Source organism: Streptomyces sp. NPDC001393 (genome assembly GCF_053597455.1).
This window is the reverse complement of sequence record NZ_JBSFIH010000009.1, coordinates 45,408-62,223: the sequence shown is the minus strand read 5'-3', so window position 1 is coordinate 62,223 and position 16,816 is coordinate 45,408. Positions and strand designations below refer to the sequence as shown.

Here is a 16,816-nt window from a genome sequence, read left to right as displayed (position 1 = left end):
GCCCGGCGGGTTTTCCGCCGGTGCACTTCACGTTAGGAGCGGGGAGCCCGCTCCGGCTTCTTCGATCCTGACCGGTTGCGGGCTCCTCGCTGTCCCTACTCGTTGTGCAGCACCTCGGCGACGGTGAGGCGGGCCGCGCGCCGCGCGGGGACCAGCGCGCCGACCACGGCGATCACGAGCCCCGCCAGCGCCAGTTCCGCCAGCTTCGGCGCGTGCCAGACGTCCGTCATGTACGACGGCAGGGTGATGTCGATCCCCGCCGCCATCCGCGGGACGACCACCTCGTAGGCGGCGATGCCCAGCGGGACGCCCAGCACCGACCCGATCACGCCGAGCACCGCCATCGACGTCACCGTCATCACCGTCGCCTGGCGCGGGGTCATCCCGATCGACTTGAGCATGCCGAGGTCGCGGCGCCGGTCGTGGGTGTTGAGCACGGCCGTGTTGAACACGCCCAGGGCGGCGACGAGGACCAGCAGCAGGGTGAGGGCCGTTGCCGATCCGTTGATGGTCCGGGTGACGCTGTTCGCTCCGGTCAGCTGCGTACTGAGCCCCCTGTCGACGGCCCGGGCGGCCCGCGCGTAAGCCGTCGGATTCGCGCCCTTGCGCAGTTCGACGTGGTAGGCGAAGGCCTTCCCGTCAGGGATCAGGGTGGTGAATGTCGCCCATGTGCCGGTGACCACCTGGTCGCTCTGCGACATCACCTCACCGACCACGGTCATCTCCTCCGCATGGCCGCGATTGCTCAGCCGCAGGTGGTCACCGATGTGCAACCCGTTGCGGCGCAGGAAGGCCGAGCCGACCACGACCTCTCCCTTGCGGTGCATCCAGCGACCCCGGACAAGCACGTCGTCCAGCGGCAGGTCGGGCCCGCGCCTGCCGTCGAGCGTGACCTTCTGTGTGGAGCCCACGAGCAGGGCGTCCTCGTCCCCCCGGGCCGTCACGTGTGCCGCGCCCGGCAACGAGCTCAGTAGCGACTGGAGTTCCCGGTCGCCGTGGACCGGCAGCCTCTGTTTGCCTTGCACGTAATTGCTCGCATACACGGTGACGTCGAACGCGCCCTTGCCGGCGTCGCCGAAGCGGGTCATCGTCGTCGCCAGACCCGTCGCGAACGTCACCGTCGTCACCCCCAGGACCACCGCGGCCAGCGTGAGCGCGCTGCGCGCGGGCCGGGCGAACGGCAGCCCTGCCCCGAGGCTCACCGACCGGGGCAACCGCAGCCCCGCAAGCCGCCGTTGGATGCCGAGTGCCCGCCCGGTACGCGGTGCGCTGCCCGCGCTGATCGCCCGCGCCGCCGACAGCCGCTGGGCCCGCACCGAGGGGCCGAGCGCGGCCAGCACACAGACCAGCGGCATGCCGGCCAGGGCCAGCCCGTTCACCCAGGGTGCGATGCCGATCCTGTCGTGCAGCACCCCGGAGTCCGGCCCCGTGAACACGAACTGGAAGAAGGGCTTGGCCAGCAGGTTGCCGGCGAGTGTGCCGAGCGCGCAGCCCAGCACGGCCGGTACGGAGACCATCACGAGATAGACGCCCAGCACCTGCCCCGGAGTGAACCCGAGGGCCTTGAGGATGCCGATGTGCCGGAAGCCCGACACCACCGCGCCGCCGACCACGTTCGCGACGATCAGCACCGCCACCAGGATGCCGAGGATGCCGAACGCCATGAGATACGGGGCGTAGGCGCGCGCGTTGCTGCCGATCCGGTGCTTCAGGGAGAGATAGGTGTGCGATCCGCGCAGTGAGCCCTCGGGCAGCCCCCCGGTCACCCGGGCCAGGCTCGCGCGCAGCCTGCTCTCGGACGACGCCTCCCGGAACCGGTACAACATCTGCGTGGTGTCCGGGTGCAGGGCCGAGATCTGGTCCGGGGCGACCCACACGTCCGTCGTGTCGCTCAGGTCGAAGGCGAATCCGACGATCGTCAGGGTCGGCCCGCCTGGCAGATGGAACTTCTTGCCGATGTCGTCGCCGGTCCAGTCGGACTGGCGGTTGAGGACCATCTCGCCCGGCCGCGTCGGCCACCGGCCTGCCCACAGGTCCACCCGGTCCACCGCGCCGCCGGGCCCGGAACGGCCCACGACCGTGACCTCGCCGCCGAGTCCCAGATCTTCCATATCACGCGGAACGTCCACCGTCGCCTGCGGGAACGGACCGGCCACCGCCTCCAACCCCGGCTGCCGCGCGGCTCGTTCCAGCTGCGCGTCCGAGACCTTGCCCGGGTCGAACTCGGCGACCACATGCGGCCCGTGCTGCTCGCCGAAAACATGGTCGAACGGCGCCGACGCCGCGTCCACCAACCCCAGCGCGACCACGATCGACCCCGTCGACACCAGCGTCACCAGCCAGATCACCAGCGTCTGCAGTCTCCGCCTGCGCGCCGCCGCCCGCGCGGCCTTCCACACCGCCCTCATACCGACGGCTCCAGAGCGTGCTCACCGGTCACCCGGCCGTCGGCCAGCTGCACCAGCCGGCTCGCACAGCGCTGCGCGAGCCGCTCGTCGTGCGTGACGATGACCAGGGTCTGGCCGATCTGGTTCAGGTCGATCAACAGGTCCATCACCTGCTCCCCGGCCCGGCTGTCCAGCGCGCCGGTCGGCTCGTCGGCCAGCAGCAGCGCGGGCCGGTTCATCAACGCCCGGGCCACGGCGACCCGTTGCCGCTCACCACCGCTGAGCACCGCGGGGTAGGCGTTGCGGCGGTCCGCGATGCCCAGCTCCTCGAACAGCTCCAGCGCCCGCCGCCGCGCCTGCCGGGCCGGAGTGCCGGTCAACTGGGCGGCCAGCGCCACATTGTCGAGCGCCGACAGATCGTCGATGAGGTTGAAGAACTGGAAGATCATGCCGATCCGGCGCCGCCGGTACAACGCGAGCCGTTTCTCGCTCAACTCCCCGACGTTCTCGCCGTGTACGACGACATCGCCGGCCGTCGGCCGGTCAAGACCGGCGATCATGTTGAGCAGCGTGGACTTGCCGCACCCCGAGGGGCCCATCACCGCGACCGCCTCCCCGGCCCGGATCTCCAGCGACACCCCGTCGAGTGCGACCGTCTCGCCGTACTCCTTGCGCACACCGCCGAGCCGTACCACGGTGTCTCCCGTTCTCACCTCAGTGACCATGGACAGGACGCTAGACGCGCGACACCGCCCCCGGCATCCCTCCCCGGATGGCACTGCGCCCCCGGACTCATCCTCCGGATGCAGACCGCTGAATCCCCAGGTCGATGCGGATGTCAGTGCCGTCTGCGACCATGAACGGCATGGGGGAGTACGACATGCTGACGGCGGCGCTCGCGGTGGCGTGCGCGGCCGTTCTCGGGCTGACGGCCGCGCTGGTGCGCACCCGGCGCCGCTGGCAGGCGGCGGTCGGGGAGCGCGGCTGGCTGCTGGAGCGCGAGCGGGAGAGCGCCACGGAGGCCGCCATCACGGCCGAACGGGACCGGATCGCCCGCGAGTTGCACGACATAGTCAGCCACAACGTCAGCCTCATGGTCGTCCAGGCGAGCGCCGCCCGCGAGGTGCTGGGCACCATGCCGGACGAGGCGGCCACGGCCCTCAGGGCCGTCGAGGACGCCGGCCGGGGCGCGATGACCGACCTCAGACATCTGCTGGGACTGCTGGCCCCCGCACAGGACGGCACCGACGGCGCCCCCGACCCGCGACCGGGCGCCGACGCGGGCGCAGACGAGATGGGCACACCCCTCGCCCCGCAGCCCGGCCTCGACCGGCTCGGCCCGCTCGTGGACCGGATATCCTTCGCCGGGCTCCCGGTCGAGGTCCGCATCTCCGGCGAGCCGCGCCCGCTGCCACAAGGCATCGACGTGACCGCCTACCGAATCATCCAGGAGGCCCTGACCAATGCGCTCCGGCACGGCGACGGCGGCCAGGCGGAGGTGACTGTGCGGTACGCGGACCACGCCCTGCGCGTGGAGGTCCTCAACACCGGCCCCAGCGTGCTGACCGGCACCGCCCCGGCCACCCCGAGACCGCGGGCCGCCGGCACCGGCCGAGGCCTGATCGGCCTGCGCGAGCGGGTCGCCGTCTACGGCGGTGACCTGGACGCCCGCCGCAGACTCGGCGGCGGCTATCGCGTCCGCGCCCGCATACCCCTGGACCGCCCATGACGGCGGACGCGCCCGAGCGGGCGCCCCGCGTCCTGATCGCCGACGACCAGACGCTGATCCGCACCGGCTTCCGGCTGATCCTCACCGCCCGCGGCATCGAGGTGGTCGGCGAGGCCGCCGACGGCGCCGAGGCGGTGTCCGCGACACGTCAACTGCGCCCGGACGTGGTCCTCATGGACATCCGCATGCCGGCCATGGACGGCCTGGAGGCCACCCGCCGCATCCTGGCGCAGACCCCCGACTGCCGGGTGCTCATGCTGACCACGTTCGACCTGGACCGGTATGTGTACGAGGCCCTCGCCATCGGGGCCAGCGGCTTCCTGCTCAAGGACGTCACCCCGGAACACCTGGCTGCGGCCGTACGACTCGTCGGCACCGGCGATGCCCTGCTCGCACCACAGATCACCCGGCGCCTGGTGGAGCGGTACGCGGCCGAGGCCGAGCGGACACCCGAGGCCGTACCCGCCGACCTGACCGCGCTCACACCCCGCGAACGGGAGGTCCTGACCCTGCTGGGCCGTGGCCTGTCCAACACCGAACTGGCCGCCGAGCTGACCCTGAGCGAGGCCACGATCAAGTCCCACGTGGCCCGGATCTTCGCCAAGCTGGGCCTGCGCGATCGAGCCCAAGCGGTGATCGTCGCTTACGAGACGGGGCTGGTACGCCCCGGGGCGCGGTAGCGCCCAAGGGGCGCGGGGAACTGCGCGACCAGCCACAACGGGGCCGCAGACGCTCGACGGCACAGCGCGGCATCCCAGTAGGCGCCTCGGCTCATGCGGAAGCGCGCCGCACCAGCTCCGTGGGCAGAATCACCGCGGCCGTGTCCTCCCCGGCGATCTGCGCGAGCAGCACCCGCACCATCTCGTTGCTGATCCGGTCCCACGGCTGCCGGATCGTGGTGAGCTCGGGCGTCGCGGCCGTAGCCGCCGGCGAGTCGTCGAACCCGCCGACAGCGATGTCATCCGGCACCCCCTTGCCCGCCCGGTGCAGCGCCGCCAGCACGCCCTGCGCCATCAGGTCGGAGGCGACGAACACCGCGTCCATGTCCGGGGCCTGCGCCAGCAGCCGCTCCGCGCCCGCCTCGCCGCTCGCCCGGCTGTAGTCGCCGGAGACGATCAGGCTCTCGTCGACCCCGATGCCCGCCTCGGCCAGCACCTCCTTGTACCCGGCGAGCCGCTCCACACCACCGGGGGTGTCCAGCGGGCCGGTGACCACGCCGATCCGGCGGCGGCCCAGCGACAGCAGATGCCGGACCATGTCCCGGGCTCCGTCCCGGTCGTCCGCGGCCACGTAACTCACCTTGGAGCCGAGACCGATCGGCTTGCCGCAGGCGACGAGCGGCACGCCCGCCTCCCGCAGCTCCTCGGCGACCGGGTCGCCGGAGTGGCTGGAGACCAGCAGTACCCCGTCGACGTGCCCGGCGGTGATGTACCGGGTTATCCGGCGCCGCTCGTCCTCCGTGCCGGCCAGCATCAGCAGCAGCGGGATGTCGTGCCCGGCCAGCGCCTGGGTGCAACCGCGCAGCAGGACGTTGAAGTTGGGGTCCTCGAAGAACCGCTCCTGTGGCTCGGTCAGCAGGAAGCCGACCGAGTCGGAGCGTCCGGTGATCAGTGAGCGGGCGTGCCGGTTCACGACGTAGCCGGTCTTCCGGATGGCGGCATTGACCGCCTCGGCCGCGGCGGGACTGACATAGTGCCCGCCGTTGAGCACACGCGAGACGGTGCCGCGCGAGACGCCTGCCTCGCGCGCCACGTCGTGGATCGTCGGCGGTTTGCGCCGGCCCCCCGAATTGCCCATGGTCATGACTTTACGGCCCCGGACAGCAGATCCAGGCTCCAGAACCGCTGAATCACCAGGAACAGCGCGACCAGCGGCAGGACCGCCAGGAACGCACCCGTGATCACCAGCGTGTACAGCGCCGGGGTGTTGGAGCCCTGTTCCAGCAGTGTGTACAGACCCAGTGTGAGCGGGAACTTCTCGTCGTCACTGAGCATGATGTACGGCAGCAGGAAGTTGTTCCAGATCGCGACGAACTGGAACAGCAACACCGTGACCATGCCGGGGATCATCATCGGCAGCGCGATCCGGGTGAAGATCCGCCATTCGCTCGCCCCGTCCATCCGCCCGGCCTCCACCACGTCGGCGGGGACGGCGGCGGACGCGTAGATCCGGGCGAGGTAGACGCCGTACGGGGAGAGGATCTGCGGCAGCAGCACGGACAGGTAGGAGTCCGTCATGTTCGCCTTCGCCAGCAGCAGGTACTGCGGGATGGCGAGGATCACCGGCGGCATCAGGACACCCGCGAGCAGGACGTTGAAGATCGTCTCGCGGGTCCTGAAGCGGTACGTCGCGAGCGCGTAGCCGCTGAACGCCGAGACGGCGGTCGACAGCAGCGCGCCGAGACCGGCGTACAGCGCGGAGTTGCCCATCCACTGCCAGTAGATGCCGTCGCGGTAGGCGTTGAGGTCCTTGATGTTCTGGGTGAACCCGGTGCCGGGCAGGAAGGTGAAGGTGGAGAACAGCTCGTGGCCGGACTTGGTGGACGCGATCAGCACCCAGGCCACCGGGAGCAGCATGTAGACCGCGCCGATCAGCAGGGTGACCGTCGGGACCAGGGCGATCCGGCGGCGCAGCGGCGGGCCCTGCGCCGTACCGGGTGTGGTGCCGGCGGCCGGCGCGGCCTTGCGGATGGCAAGAGAACTCATCGTGCTTCCTCCTGCTTGTTGCGCCGGTTCGAGGCCTGCAGGAAGCCGAAGGACAGCACCAGCGTGGCCAGCGCGATCAGCGTCGCCTCGGCCGCCGCCGAGTAGATGTCGTTGCGGTGGAAGGCGTCCTGGTACACCTTCATCAGCGGACTCCAGCTCAGGTTCACGGAGTTGGTCAGCGGATGGAGGGTGGTCGGCTCGTTGAACACCTGCAGCGTCGCGATGATCGAGAAGAAGAAGGTCAGCACCAGCGAGGGCGCCACCATCGGAATCTTGATCTTCAGCGCGATCTGCAGCGGGGTGGCGCCGTCCAGCCTCGCCGCCTCGTACACCTCGGCCGGGATCGCCCTCAGCGAGGTGTAGATGACGATCATGTTGAAGCCGGTGCCGCCCCAGACCGCGATGTTCGACAGGGCGATGTAGAGCGGGCCGCCGTCCAGCAGGTTCGGCTGCGGCAGGTGCAGCTTGCCCAGCACGTAGTAGAACGGGCTGACGGACGGCAGGTACAGAAAGCCCCACATCAGCGCGGCCACCACACCGGGGATGGCGTACGGTAGGAAGATCGCGAGCCGGGTGAAGGGCGCGAGCCGCACCTTCTCGGAGTCCAGCATCAGCGCGAACAGCAGGGCGAGTCCGAGCATGACCGGGACGACGATGCAGCCGTAACCGAGCACGCGCAGCGCGCCGTGCAGCAGTTCGCTGTCGTGGAAGGCGTCGGTGTAGTTCTCGAAGCCGGCCCACACTTCGTGACGAGCCCCGGATCCCAGGCCGAGGCCGGAGACGTGCACCTTGCGGAAGCTGAGCCAGAGCGCGTACCCGATGGGCAGCGCGAAGAAGAGGGTGAAGAGGATCGTTGCCGGAAGGAGGAAGGCATACGGGGCCCCCTTGACCCCGTACGACTTCCGGCCTGCGGTGCCGCTCACTGAGAGACCCCGAAGCCCTGCTTCTTCATGTCGGCGACCGTGGCGTCCTGCATCGTGTTCAGGGCGGCGACGAAGTCCGACTTGTTCTTGGCGGCGGCGCCGAACGCGTCGTTGAAGGTCGCGTAGGCGACGTTCACGTTCGGGCCCCAGGCGGAGGGCGCCGTGGTCTTCGCGATGTCGGCGGCCTTCGTGTAGAAGTCGGCCTGGTTGGAGAAGAACGCCGGCGGGGTGGTGAAGGCGCCGCTGAGCTGGGCGGAGGTGGAGGCCGGGTAGATCCCGCCGTCCTTCGCCAGCGCGTTCAGGGCGTCGTGGTCGGTGTTCAGCCAGGCCGCGAACTTGGCGGCGGCCTCCTTGTGTGCGGAGTCGGTGGTGACGGCCGTGGAGGAGCCGCCCCAGCTGCCGGTCACGTCCTTGCCCTGCGACCACTGGGGGAGCGGGGCCATGGACCACTTGCCCTTGGTGTCCGGCGCGGCCGTGGTCAGGGTGCCCGGCGCCCACACCGCGCTGACCCAGGCGATCTCCTGGCCCGTGTCGAGCGCCTTGTTCCAGGCCGGCTGGTACATGGGCTGGTTGTCGATGACGCCTTCCTTGACGAGCCCGCCCCAGAACCTGGCGACCTTCTGGGTGGCCGCGTCGTTGATGGCCACCTTCCACTTGTCGCCGGAGGTGGTCCACCACTTGGCGCCGGCCTGCTGGGCGAGGCCCGCGAAGAGACCGGAGTCGTTGGCGGAGAAAGTGGTGAGGTACTTGTCCGGCGCCTTCTTCTTCAGCTGCCGGGCGACCTGGGCGAACTCGTCCCAGGTGGTGGGGACCTTCAGGCCGTACTTCTGGAACAGGTCCGTGCGGTAGTAGAACATCATCGGGCCGATGTCCTGCGGGATCGCGTAGACCGCGTCCGTGCCGAGCGTGGTCTGCTGCCAGACGCCGTCGGCGAACTTGCCCTTCACGTCGCCGACTTTCTTGGATATGTCGGCCAGCGCGTCATTGCTGACCAGCGTCGGCAGCGCCTGGTACTCGGCCTGCACCAGGTCCGGGGCCTTCTTCGCCTTGTGGGCGGTGAGGATCTTGGTGACCAGCGTGTCGCCGGACGCCTGCTTCTTCACCGTGACGGTGATCCGGTCCTTCTTCCCCGGCCCCTTGTTCCACAGGTCGACGACCTTGTCCATGCCGGGCGTCCAGGTCCAGTACGTCAGCGAGACCGGACCGGACTCGGACTTGCTGTCGTCCCCGGAGCCGCAGGCGGCGAGGGCGGTCGCGCCGAGCGCGACGGCGAGGGCGGTTGTCACGAGGCGACGACGCTTCGTGTGCGGCATGGTTTCTCCCCTGACCTGGGTCCCCGCCCGCTGCGGGGACCTGCCGTGCTGATGTGCACGTTCACATGACCCGGGCGCTCGCCGGCCGGGAGCCCTGCCATGCTTCTGTGAGCGTTCACAGTAGAGAAACATCCCGGACACTTGTCAATGGTTGTTGCTGTGCGGTTATGTTGGGCTCGCACTGCCGCCGCTGTGTGTGCACGTTCCCAAATGATCGATTAAACGGGAGACATCCATGCCGGACACCAGCCCCAGGGGCCTCACCAGGCTCGCCTTCGGTGGGGACTACAACCCCGAGCAGTGGCCGGAAAGCGTCTGGCAGGAGGACGTCCGGCTGATGCGGGAGGCCGGCGTCACGATGGTGAGCGTCGGGATCTTCTCCTGGGCCCTGCTGGAACCCTCACCCGGGACGTACGACTTCGGCTGGCTGGACCGCGTCCTCGGCCTGCTGCACGAGAACGGCATCCGCGTCGACCTCGGCACGCCCACCGTCGCACCGCCCGCCTGGTTCTACCGAGCCCACCCCGACGCGCTGCCGGTCACCGCCGAGGGCCTGCGCTACGAGTTCGGCTCGCGCGGCGCGATCTGCCACAGCAACGCCGACTACCGCGCGGCCGCCGCCGGCATCACCACCAGGCTCGCCGAGCGCTACGGTGACCACCCGGCGCTCGCGCTGTGGCACGTGCACAACGAGTACGGCGTCCCGGTCTCGGCCTGCTACTGCGAGTCCTGCGCCGCCCACTTCCGCCGCTGGCTCGCGCAGACCCACGGCACCGTGGACGCGGTCAACGAGGCCTGGGGGACGGCGTTCTGGGGCCAGCGCTACACGAGCTTCGAACAGATCAACCCGCCCCGGGCCACCCCGACCGTCGGCAACCCGGGCCAGGCCCTGGACTACCGGCGCTTCGCCGACGCCACCATCCGCGAGAACTTCCGCGCCGAGCGCGACATCCTGCACCGCCTCTCGCCCGGCGTCCCGGTGACCACCAACTTCATGACCGCCCTCAGCCAGTGCGACTCAATGGACTACTGGGCCTGGGGCCGCGAGGTCGACCTGGTCACCAACGACCACTACCTGATCACCGACGGCCGCCGCACTCACGTCAATCTCGCGATGGCGGCGGACCTCACCCGCTCGGTCGCCGGCGGCGCCCCCTGGCTGCTCCTCGAACACTCCACCTCGGGCGTGAACTGGCAGCCCCGGAACCCCGCCAAGGCCCCCGGCCAGATGGCCCGCAACTCCCTGGCGCACGTGGCCCGCGGCTCCGACGGCGCCATGTTCTTCCAGTGGCGCCAGTCCCGGCGCGGCGCCGAGAAGTTCCATTCGGCGATGCTGCCGCACGGCGGCACCGAGACCCGCGTGTGGCGCGAGGTGGTCGAACTCGGCGCGGCCACCGACTCGTTGAGCACCCTCCGGGGCACCCGCACCGAGGCCGACGTGGCCATGCTGTGGGACTGGCAGTCCTGGTGGGCGCAGAACCTCGCCTGGCGCCCCAGCGAGGACCACGACCCGCGCGAACGCGCCGACGCCTTCTACGAAGCCCTCTACGACCGCCACCTCACGGTCGACTTCGCCCACCCGGAAGCCGACTTGTCGGCCTATCCCCTTGTCGTCGTACCGGCCCTTTACCTGATGACGGAGGCGGCTGGGAACAACCTCGGGGAGTACGTCGAGAACGGCGGCACGCTCCTGGTCTCGTACTTCTCCGGCATCGTCGACGAGCACGACGCCGTGCACGAGGGCGGCTACCCGGGCGCGCTGCGCGACGTGCTCGGCCTGACGGTGGAGGAGTTCTCCCCCCTGCTGAAGGACGAGCGGGTGCGCCTGTCCGGCCCCGACGGCTCGCAGCTGGGCGGGGACGTCTGGACGGAGTTCGTGGTGCCGCGCGGCGCGGAGACCGTGTGGACCTACGCCGACGGTCTCACCGCGGGCCGCCCGGCCGTCACCCGGCACCGGTACGGCCGGGGTACGGCGTGGTACGTCTCCACCCGCCTCCACGCCCACGGCCTGGACGCGCTCGTCGGCCGCGCGGCCGACGACGCCCGGATCGCCCCGCGCACGGAGCTGCCCCGCGACGTCGAAGTCGTCCGCCGCAGCGGCGAGTCCGGGACCTACCTCTTCGCGATCAACCACACCGCCGGCGACACCAAGGTGCCGCTGGACACGCCCGGCACCGAGCTGCTGACGGGCGAACGCGCCGCGGGCCGTCTCGCGGTCCCGGCGGGGGCCGTCCGGGTCGTACGACTCGACGGCTGAGCCGGTTCCCCTCCGCCCGCGTGTGCCACGAGAGCCGTGGGCGGAGGGGTTCTCCTCCGGCCCCACCGGAGGACCCCCTCCCCGTTCACGTCGAAGGGACGACGGACGATGAAGTTCCATCCCAGACGCACCATCAGGGTCCTGCTGCTGCCGCTCACGGCCGGGCTCGCCCTCACCTTCCTGCCCGCGCAGGCCGCGCACGCCGCGAGCACCCTCACCAACGGCGGCTTCGAGGCCGACGGTTCGGGGGTGGCCACGCCCGCCGGCTGGTCCGAGTACGGCGACACCGGCGCCTCGTACACCGAGGCCGGCGGTCACAGCGGGAGTTACCGCCTGACCCAGTACGCGTCCTCGGCCTACAAGGTCGAGACGTACCAGTACCTGTCGGGGCTGACCAACGGGGACTACACGTTGACCGCCTGGGTCCGCTCCAGTGGTGGGCAGAACTCCGCGTACATAGCGCTCAAGAATTGCGGGAGTACGGAGCAGCGCACCGATCTGCCCATCTCGTCCAGTGGGTGGATCCGTATCGTCACGCCGATCAAGGTGACCAACAACCAGTGCACCATCAGCATCAACAGTGACGCGAACGCCGGCAACTGGATCAATGTTGACGATCTGAGCTTCACTTCCGGCACCACTGGTACATCCATCCATGGTGCCGACATCTCGTCCCTCGCCAAGAGCGAGGCCAAGGGCGGTGTCTACAAGACCGCCTCCGGCACCACCGGCGACGCCCTCGCCATCCTGAAGTCGTACGGCATGAACTACGCCCGCCTGAAGGTCTGGGTGAACCCTGCCGACGGCTTCAACGACAAGACGCACGTCCTCGCGATGGCCAAGCGCATCAAGGCCCAGGGCATGAAGCTGCTGGTGGACTTCCACTACTCGGACACTTGGGCCGACCCCGGGGCGCAGACCAAGCCGGCCGCATGGACGGGCCATGCATACAGTCAACTCAAGACGGACGTGTACAACCACACGTACGACGTGTTGAACGCCTTGAAGGCACAAGGCACCACCGCCGACATGGTCCAGATCGGCAACGAGATCAACGCCGGCATCCTGTGGTCCGAGGGCTCGACGGACAACTGGAGCCAGCTGGCGGGTCTGCTCAACTCGGGCTACAACGCCGCCAAGGCGGTCAGCTCCTCCACGGTCGTCGCACTGCACCTGGCCAAGGGCGGGGACAAAGCCGGCACGGAGTGGTGGTTCGACAACGCGGTTGCCAACGGCGTGAAGTTCGACGCGATCGGCCTGTCGTACTACGGCTACTGGCACGGTCCGCTCTCCGACTTCCAGACCACCCTGGACGACGCGGCCTCCCGTTACGGCAAGCCGGTGTTCGTCGCCGAGACGGCCTACCCGTTCACCCTGGCGCAGGACGACTCCCTGGAGAACCAGATCGACACCAGCAGCGAGCTGGTGAGCGGCTACCCGGCGACCGTGGCCGGGCAGACCAATTGGATGAACGACGTGGCGAGCATCGTGGAGGCCGTCCCGAACGGCCGCGGCCTCGGCGTCTTCTACTGGGAGGCGACCTGGACCGCCGTCTCCGGCAACGGCTGGGACCCGACCGACGCCACCTCCGGCAACGGCTGGGAGAACCAGGCCCTGTTCGGCTACGACGACAAGGCGCTCTCCTCCATGACGTGGTTCAGCCACCGCTGAACCACCGGTGACGGGCCCGGCCGTAAGGGGCGGCCGGGCCTTCGCCGATTTTCCGGGGTCATATGCCCCCGCCTCGGTCGCACGGCCGTTCGGTACCGGACAACGACCGCCGAGTCCCGGACGCGACGGAGTCGGCCGCGGGACAGTGGGAACACTGCGTACGAGGAGGTCGGGGACGGAGGCGCACGATGATGGGAACACCCTCGGGCCGGATGCGGCAGTCGATTCTGGAATGGCTCAAGGACCCTGCGGCCCACTTCCCGGCGCCCCGTCGCCGTGACCTCGCCGAGACGGGAGTCACCGCGCGTGCCGTGGCCGCCAAGCTGGGCGTGCCCCGCCGGACCGCCGAAGCCCACCTGGACTTTCTCACCCGGCTCGGCCTGCTGCGCACCCGCCGCAGCTGCTGGGGCACCTGCTACCGGCGCGACGAGATCCGCATCGCCGAGGTGGCCCGCGTTTTCGAGAAGGGCTGGTGAGGGGACGACACAGGGGGAGCGGTGGGCCGGTGACGGGTCGCCGGCCCGCCGAGCGAGACGAGGGCCGCCGGTCGCACCGGGCGACCGGAGCCAGCCCGGCCACCGTACAGCCGGCCGCAGGACGGGCCGGCCGACCGCGAAGGGCACGCGCATGGACCGACCCACGGCACTCGTTCCGCTGCACTACGTCTCCCTCGGCACCCGCGGTCCCGAGGACGTGGTGGTGGACGCGCACGGGCGCGTGCTGACCGGCGTGGCGGACGGCAGGATCCTGTGTGTCCACGACCTCGGCGACCCGCGCACGGCCCGTGTGGAGGTGCTGGCCGAGACCGGTGGCCGTCCGCTGGGCCTCGAACCGCTGCCGGACGGCGGCCTGCTGGTGTGCGACGCGCAACGCGGCCTGCTGCGCGTCGATCCCGTCGCGGGCGCCGAAGGCACCGTCCGCGTGCTCGCGGACTCGGTGGCGGGGGAGCGGCTCCGCTTCTGCAGCAACGTCGTCGCCCTGCCGGACGGCAGCGTGTACTTCACCGTCTCCAGCCGGCGCTATCCACTGGAGCAGTGGATCGGCGACATCGTCGAACACACCGGCACAGGATGGCTGCTGCGCCTTCCGCCCGCCGGTGGCGAGCCCGAAGTCCTGCTGGACGGGCTGCAGTTCGCCAATGGCCTGGCGGCCGGCGCCGACGGATCCTTCCTGGTGATCGCCGAGACCGGCGCCTGCCGCCTCACCCGTTACCACCTCACCGGTCCGCGCGCCGGCCACGCCGACCTCTTCGCCGCACTGCCCGGGATGCCGGACAACCTCTGGCGCGAGGGTCCCGACGGCCCGCTCTGGGTCGCCCTCCCCAGTCCCCGGGTTCCGCCGCTGGACCTCCTGCACCGCACCCCGCCCGCCGTGCGCGCAGCCGCCGCGCGGGCCGCCGTACACGCGCCGTACCGCCCGAGCGGGACGAGCGGGGTCATGGCCCTCGACGACACGGGACGGACCGTGCGGCACCTCACCCGCCGTCGCTCCGGCTTCCGCATGGTCACCAGCGTCTGTGCGAGCGGGGAACACCTCGTCCTGGGCAGTCTGTGGGAGCACGGTGTCGCGGTCTGCGCACGGACCGTGGCCCGCTGGCACGACGGTACGCTGGTGCGCGGCCGCGATCACCCGTCGGGGCAGGCCGAACAGGAGACGCACCAGCATGACAGCCCCGGAAGCCCAGAGCCTCCGTGTCCGCTCCACCCCACGGCGGCGGTCCGAGTGGCGTGCCCAGACACCCGTCGTCGCGGTGGTCGCCCTCGGCGGCGCGCTGGGCGCGTGCGCCCGCTACGGCCTCGCCCTCGCCTGGCCCACGCCACCCGGCGGATTCCCCTGGGCGACCTTCATCACCAACGTCATCGGCTGCGCGGTGATCGGTGTCTTCATGGTGCTCATCACCGACGTCTGGGCCGCCCACCGCCTGGTACGCCCCTTCTTCGGCACCGGTGTGCTCGGCGGCTTCACGACCTTCTCCACCTATGCCGTCGACATCCGCAGGCTGGTCGACGCGGGCCGCCCGGGCCTCGGGCTCGCCTATCTCGCCGCGACGCTGTGCGCGGCCCTCGCCGCGGTGTGGCTCGCCTCGGCCGCCGCCCGCCGGGTGCTGATCGGGAGGAAGCGATGACGTCACTCACGGGCCGGGCCCTCAGACTGACCGTCTACATCGGCGAGGACGACACCTGGCACCACAGGCCCCTCTACTCCGAGATCGTGCACCGTGCGCACGCGGCGGGACTCGCCGGGGCGAGCGTCTTCCGGGGCATCGAGGGATTCGGCGCCTCCTCCCGCATCCACACCTCCCGCCTGCTGTCCCTGAGCGAGGACCTGCCCGTGGCGGTGGTCGTCGTGGACACCGAGGAGCGGGTACGGGCGTTCCTGCCGCAACTCGACGAACTCGTCGGCGAAGGGCTCGTGACCCTGGAGGAGTGCGAGGTCGTCCGGTACGTGGGGCGTGCGGGCGGCGAGGCCGACACGGATCCGAAGGGTGGCAAGTCGTCGTGAACTGGCTGCTCGTGATCGCGGGAGCCGTGGTCGGTGCGCCATTGCGCTATCTGACCGACCGTGCCGTACAGGCCCGTCACGACTCGGTCTTCCCCTGGGGCACCTTCGTGGTGAACGTCACCGGCTGTCTGGTCCTCGGGCTGCTCACCGGCGCGGCTTCCGCCGGGGCCGCCGGACCTCATCTGCAGCTTTTCCTGGGCACCGGGCTGTGCGGCGCCCTGACCACGTACTCGACCTTCTCCTACGAGACCCTGCGGCTGGCCGAGGCCGGCTCCGGACTGTATGCCGCGTTCAACATCGTGGCGAGCCTGGTGGCGGGGCTCGCCGCGGCCTTCGCGGGGGGTTCGCTCGCCGCCGCCGTGTGGGCCTAGGCGTTTGCCAGAGCGCCGGGCGCAACAAGTACTGACTACAACAATGTCGACCAACTCTCCTCAGAACTGGATCCCATGAGCGCCATCTCCGTCGGTCAAGCCGTCGTCCTCGGCATCGTCGAGGGGGTGACCGAGTTCCTCCCGGTGTCCTCCACCGGTCACCTCAAGATCACCGAGGGGCTCATGCACATCCCTGTCGACGACAAGTCCGTCGTCGGGTTCTCCGCCGTCATCCAGGTCGGTGCCATCGCCGCCGTGCTCGTGTACTTCTTCAAGGACATCAAGCGGATCGTCTCGGCCTGGTTCCGCGGTCTGACCAACCGCGAGGAGCGCTACCACCACGACTACAAGTTCGCATGGTGGGTGATCGCCGCCACCATCCCGATCGTCCTGGTGGGTCTGGCGGCCAAGCCGCTCATCGACGGCGCGCTCGGCTCCCTCTGGGTGGTCGCCGGCTCCCTGATCGTCGGCTCCGCCGTGATGTGGTGCGCGGACCAGATGGGCCGACACAAGCGCGGTGAGGACGACACCTCGTTCAAGGACGCCATGTGGGTCGGCTGCTCCCAGATCCTCGCGCTGCTCTTCCCGGGCTTCTCCCGCTCCGGCGCCACCATGTCCACCGCGCTCATCCTCGACCTGGACCGCGTCGCCGCCACCCGTCTGTCGTTCTTCCTCGGCATCCCGGCCCTGACCGGCGCCGGCATCTACGAGCTCAAGGACGCCCTCGGCGCGGGCGTGGGCGCCGCCCCGCTGGCCGTCGGCACGATCGTCTCCTTCGTCGTCGCCTACGCCTCCATCGCCTGGCTGCTGAAGTTCGTCGCCAAGCACTCCTTCAACGCCTTCGTGATCTACCGGATCGTCATCGGCCTGGGCCTGCTCGGCCTGCTCGGCACGGGCGTGCTGAGCGCCTGACCGAACCGTCCTGATCACCCACGGGGTGCGGATGCCTGCATTCAGG

General features: G+C 70.2%; 15 protein-coding genes and 1 pseudogene. 10 read left to right on the top strand and 6 right to left on the bottom strand.

What is annotated here, in order from left to right; translation table 11 throughout:
• Positions 1–95: 95 nt before the first annotated feature.
• A complete protein-coding gene (locus ACWC2T_RS13230) occupies positions 96–2,408 on the bottom strand; it encodes an FtsX-like permease family protein (protein ID WP_450670464.1) in 2,313 nt (770 codons plus the stop codon).
• On the bottom strand, positions 2,405–3,112 hold the full coding sequence (locus tag ACWC2T_RS13225) for an ABC transporter ATP-binding protein (protein WP_450670463.1): 708 nt from the start codon (positions 3,110–3,112) through the stop codon (positions 2,405–2,407). The genes ACWC2T_RS13230 and ACWC2T_RS13225 overlap by 4 nt, the downstream gene beginning before the upstream one ends.
• Positions 3,113–3,252: 140 nt before the next feature.
• Between ACWC2T_RS13225 and ACWC2T_RS13220 the strand changes: the two genes are divergently transcribed.
• Together ACWC2T_RS13220 and ACWC2T_RS13215 are read left to right on the top strand one after the other, a co-directional pair.
• Positions 3,253–4,116 (top strand): sensor histidine kinase, encoded by an 864-nt coding sequence (locus ACWC2T_RS13220; RefSeq protein ID WP_450670462.1) that lies wholly within the window; start codon positions 3,253–3,255, stop codon positions 4,114–4,116.
• Positions 4,113–4,796: a response regulator gene (locus ACWC2T_RS13215; protein WP_450670461.1), complete on the top strand. Its 684-nt coding sequence runs from the start codon at positions 4,113–4,115 to the stop codon at positions 4,794–4,796. Before ACWC2T_RS13220 ends, ACWC2T_RS13215 begins: the two co-directional genes overlap by 4 nt.
• A 91-nt stretch (positions 4,797–4,887) precedes the next feature.
• Here ACWC2T_RS13215 and ACWC2T_RS13210 read toward each other — a convergent pair whose 3' ends face one another.
• From ACWC2T_RS13210 to ACWC2T_RS13195, 4 genes are read right to left on the bottom strand one after another with little or no spacing between them, the layout of a single operon-like run.
• Positions 4,888–5,919 carry a LacI family DNA-binding transcriptional regulator gene (locus ACWC2T_RS13210; RefSeq protein WP_450670460.1) on the bottom strand — a complete coding sequence of 344 codons (1,032 nt, stop codon included), beginning with the start codon at positions 5,917–5,919 and terminating at the stop codon, positions 4,888–4,890.
• Positions 5,916–6,821 (bottom strand): carbohydrate ABC transporter permease, encoded by a 906-nt coding sequence (locus ACWC2T_RS13205; protein WP_450670459.1) that lies wholly within the window; start codon positions 6,819–6,821, stop codon positions 5,916–5,918. Before ACWC2T_RS13205 ends, ACWC2T_RS13210 begins: the two co-directional genes overlap by 4 nt.
• Positions 6,818–7,744 (bottom strand): carbohydrate ABC transporter permease, encoded by a 927-nt coding sequence (locus ACWC2T_RS13200; protein ID WP_450670458.1) that lies wholly within the window; start codon positions 7,742–7,744, stop codon positions 6,818–6,820. The genes ACWC2T_RS13205 and ACWC2T_RS13200 overlap by 4 nt, the downstream gene beginning before the upstream one ends.
• On the bottom strand, positions 7,741–9,057 hold the full coding sequence (locus tag ACWC2T_RS13195; protein ID WP_450670457.1) for an ABC transporter substrate-binding protein: 1,317 nt from the start codon (positions 9,055–9,057) through the stop codon (positions 7,741–7,743). Before ACWC2T_RS13195 ends, ACWC2T_RS13200 begins: the two co-directional genes overlap by 4 nt.
• A 235-nt stretch (positions 9,058–9,292) precedes the next feature.
• On the opposite strand from ACWC2T_RS13195, the gene ACWC2T_RS13190 reads away from it, so the two are divergent.
• The 8 genes and pseudogenes from ACWC2T_RS13190 to ACWC2T_RS13155 all read left to right on the top strand — a co-directional run bounded on the left by ACWC2T_RS13190 (position 9,293) and on the right by ACWC2T_RS13155 (position 16,770).
• Positions 9,293–11,314, top strand: coding sequence for a beta-galactosidase (locus ACWC2T_RS13190; protein ID WP_450670456.1), 2,022 nt, complete (start codon positions 9,293–9,295; stop codon positions 11,312–11,314).
• Between the two features lie 108 nt (positions 11,315–11,422).
• A complete protein-coding gene (locus ACWC2T_RS13185) occupies positions 11,423–12,985 on the top strand; it encodes a glycosyl hydrolase 53 family protein (RefSeq protein ID WP_450670455.1) in 1,563 nt (520 codons plus the stop codon).
• 188 nt (positions 12,986–13,173) lie between these two features.
• Entirely contained in the window at positions 13,174–13,461 is a 288-nt protein-coding gene (locus ACWC2T_RS13180) for an ArsR family transcriptional regulator (RefSeq protein ID WP_450670454.1), read from the top strand.
• A 151-nt stretch (positions 13,462–13,612) separates the two neighbouring features.
• Positions 13,613–14,578 (top strand): annotated as a pseudogene (locus ACWC2T_RS13175) (SMP-30/gluconolactonase/LRE family protein); the annotation flags it as partial.
• A 70-nt stretch (positions 14,579–14,648) separates the two neighbouring features.
• Positions 14,649–15,110: a fluoride efflux transporter CrcB gene (crcB, locus tag ACWC2T_RS13170; RefSeq protein WP_450670594.1), complete on the top strand. Its 462-nt coding sequence runs from the start codon at positions 14,649–14,651 to the stop codon at positions 15,108–15,110.
• On the top strand, positions 15,107–15,487 hold the full coding sequence (locus ACWC2T_RS13165; protein ID WP_450670593.1) for a DUF190 domain-containing protein: 381 nt from the start codon (positions 15,107–15,109) through the stop codon (positions 15,485–15,487). The genes crcB (ACWC2T_RS13170) and ACWC2T_RS13165 overlap by 4 nt, the downstream gene beginning before the upstream one ends.
• Complete coding sequence (crcB, locus tag ACWC2T_RS13160; protein WP_450670453.1) at positions 15,484–15,858, top strand: fluoride efflux transporter CrcB; 375 nt, start codon at positions 15,484–15,486, stop codon at positions 15,856–15,858. Before ACWC2T_RS13165 ends, crcB (ACWC2T_RS13160) begins: the two co-directional genes overlap by 4 nt.
• Before the next feature lie 75 nt (positions 15,859–15,933).
• Entirely contained in the window at positions 15,934–16,770 is an 837-nt protein-coding gene (locus tag ACWC2T_RS13155) for an undecaprenyl-diphosphate phosphatase (protein WP_450670452.1), read from the top strand.
• Positions 16,771–16,816: the final 46 nt, after the last annotated feature.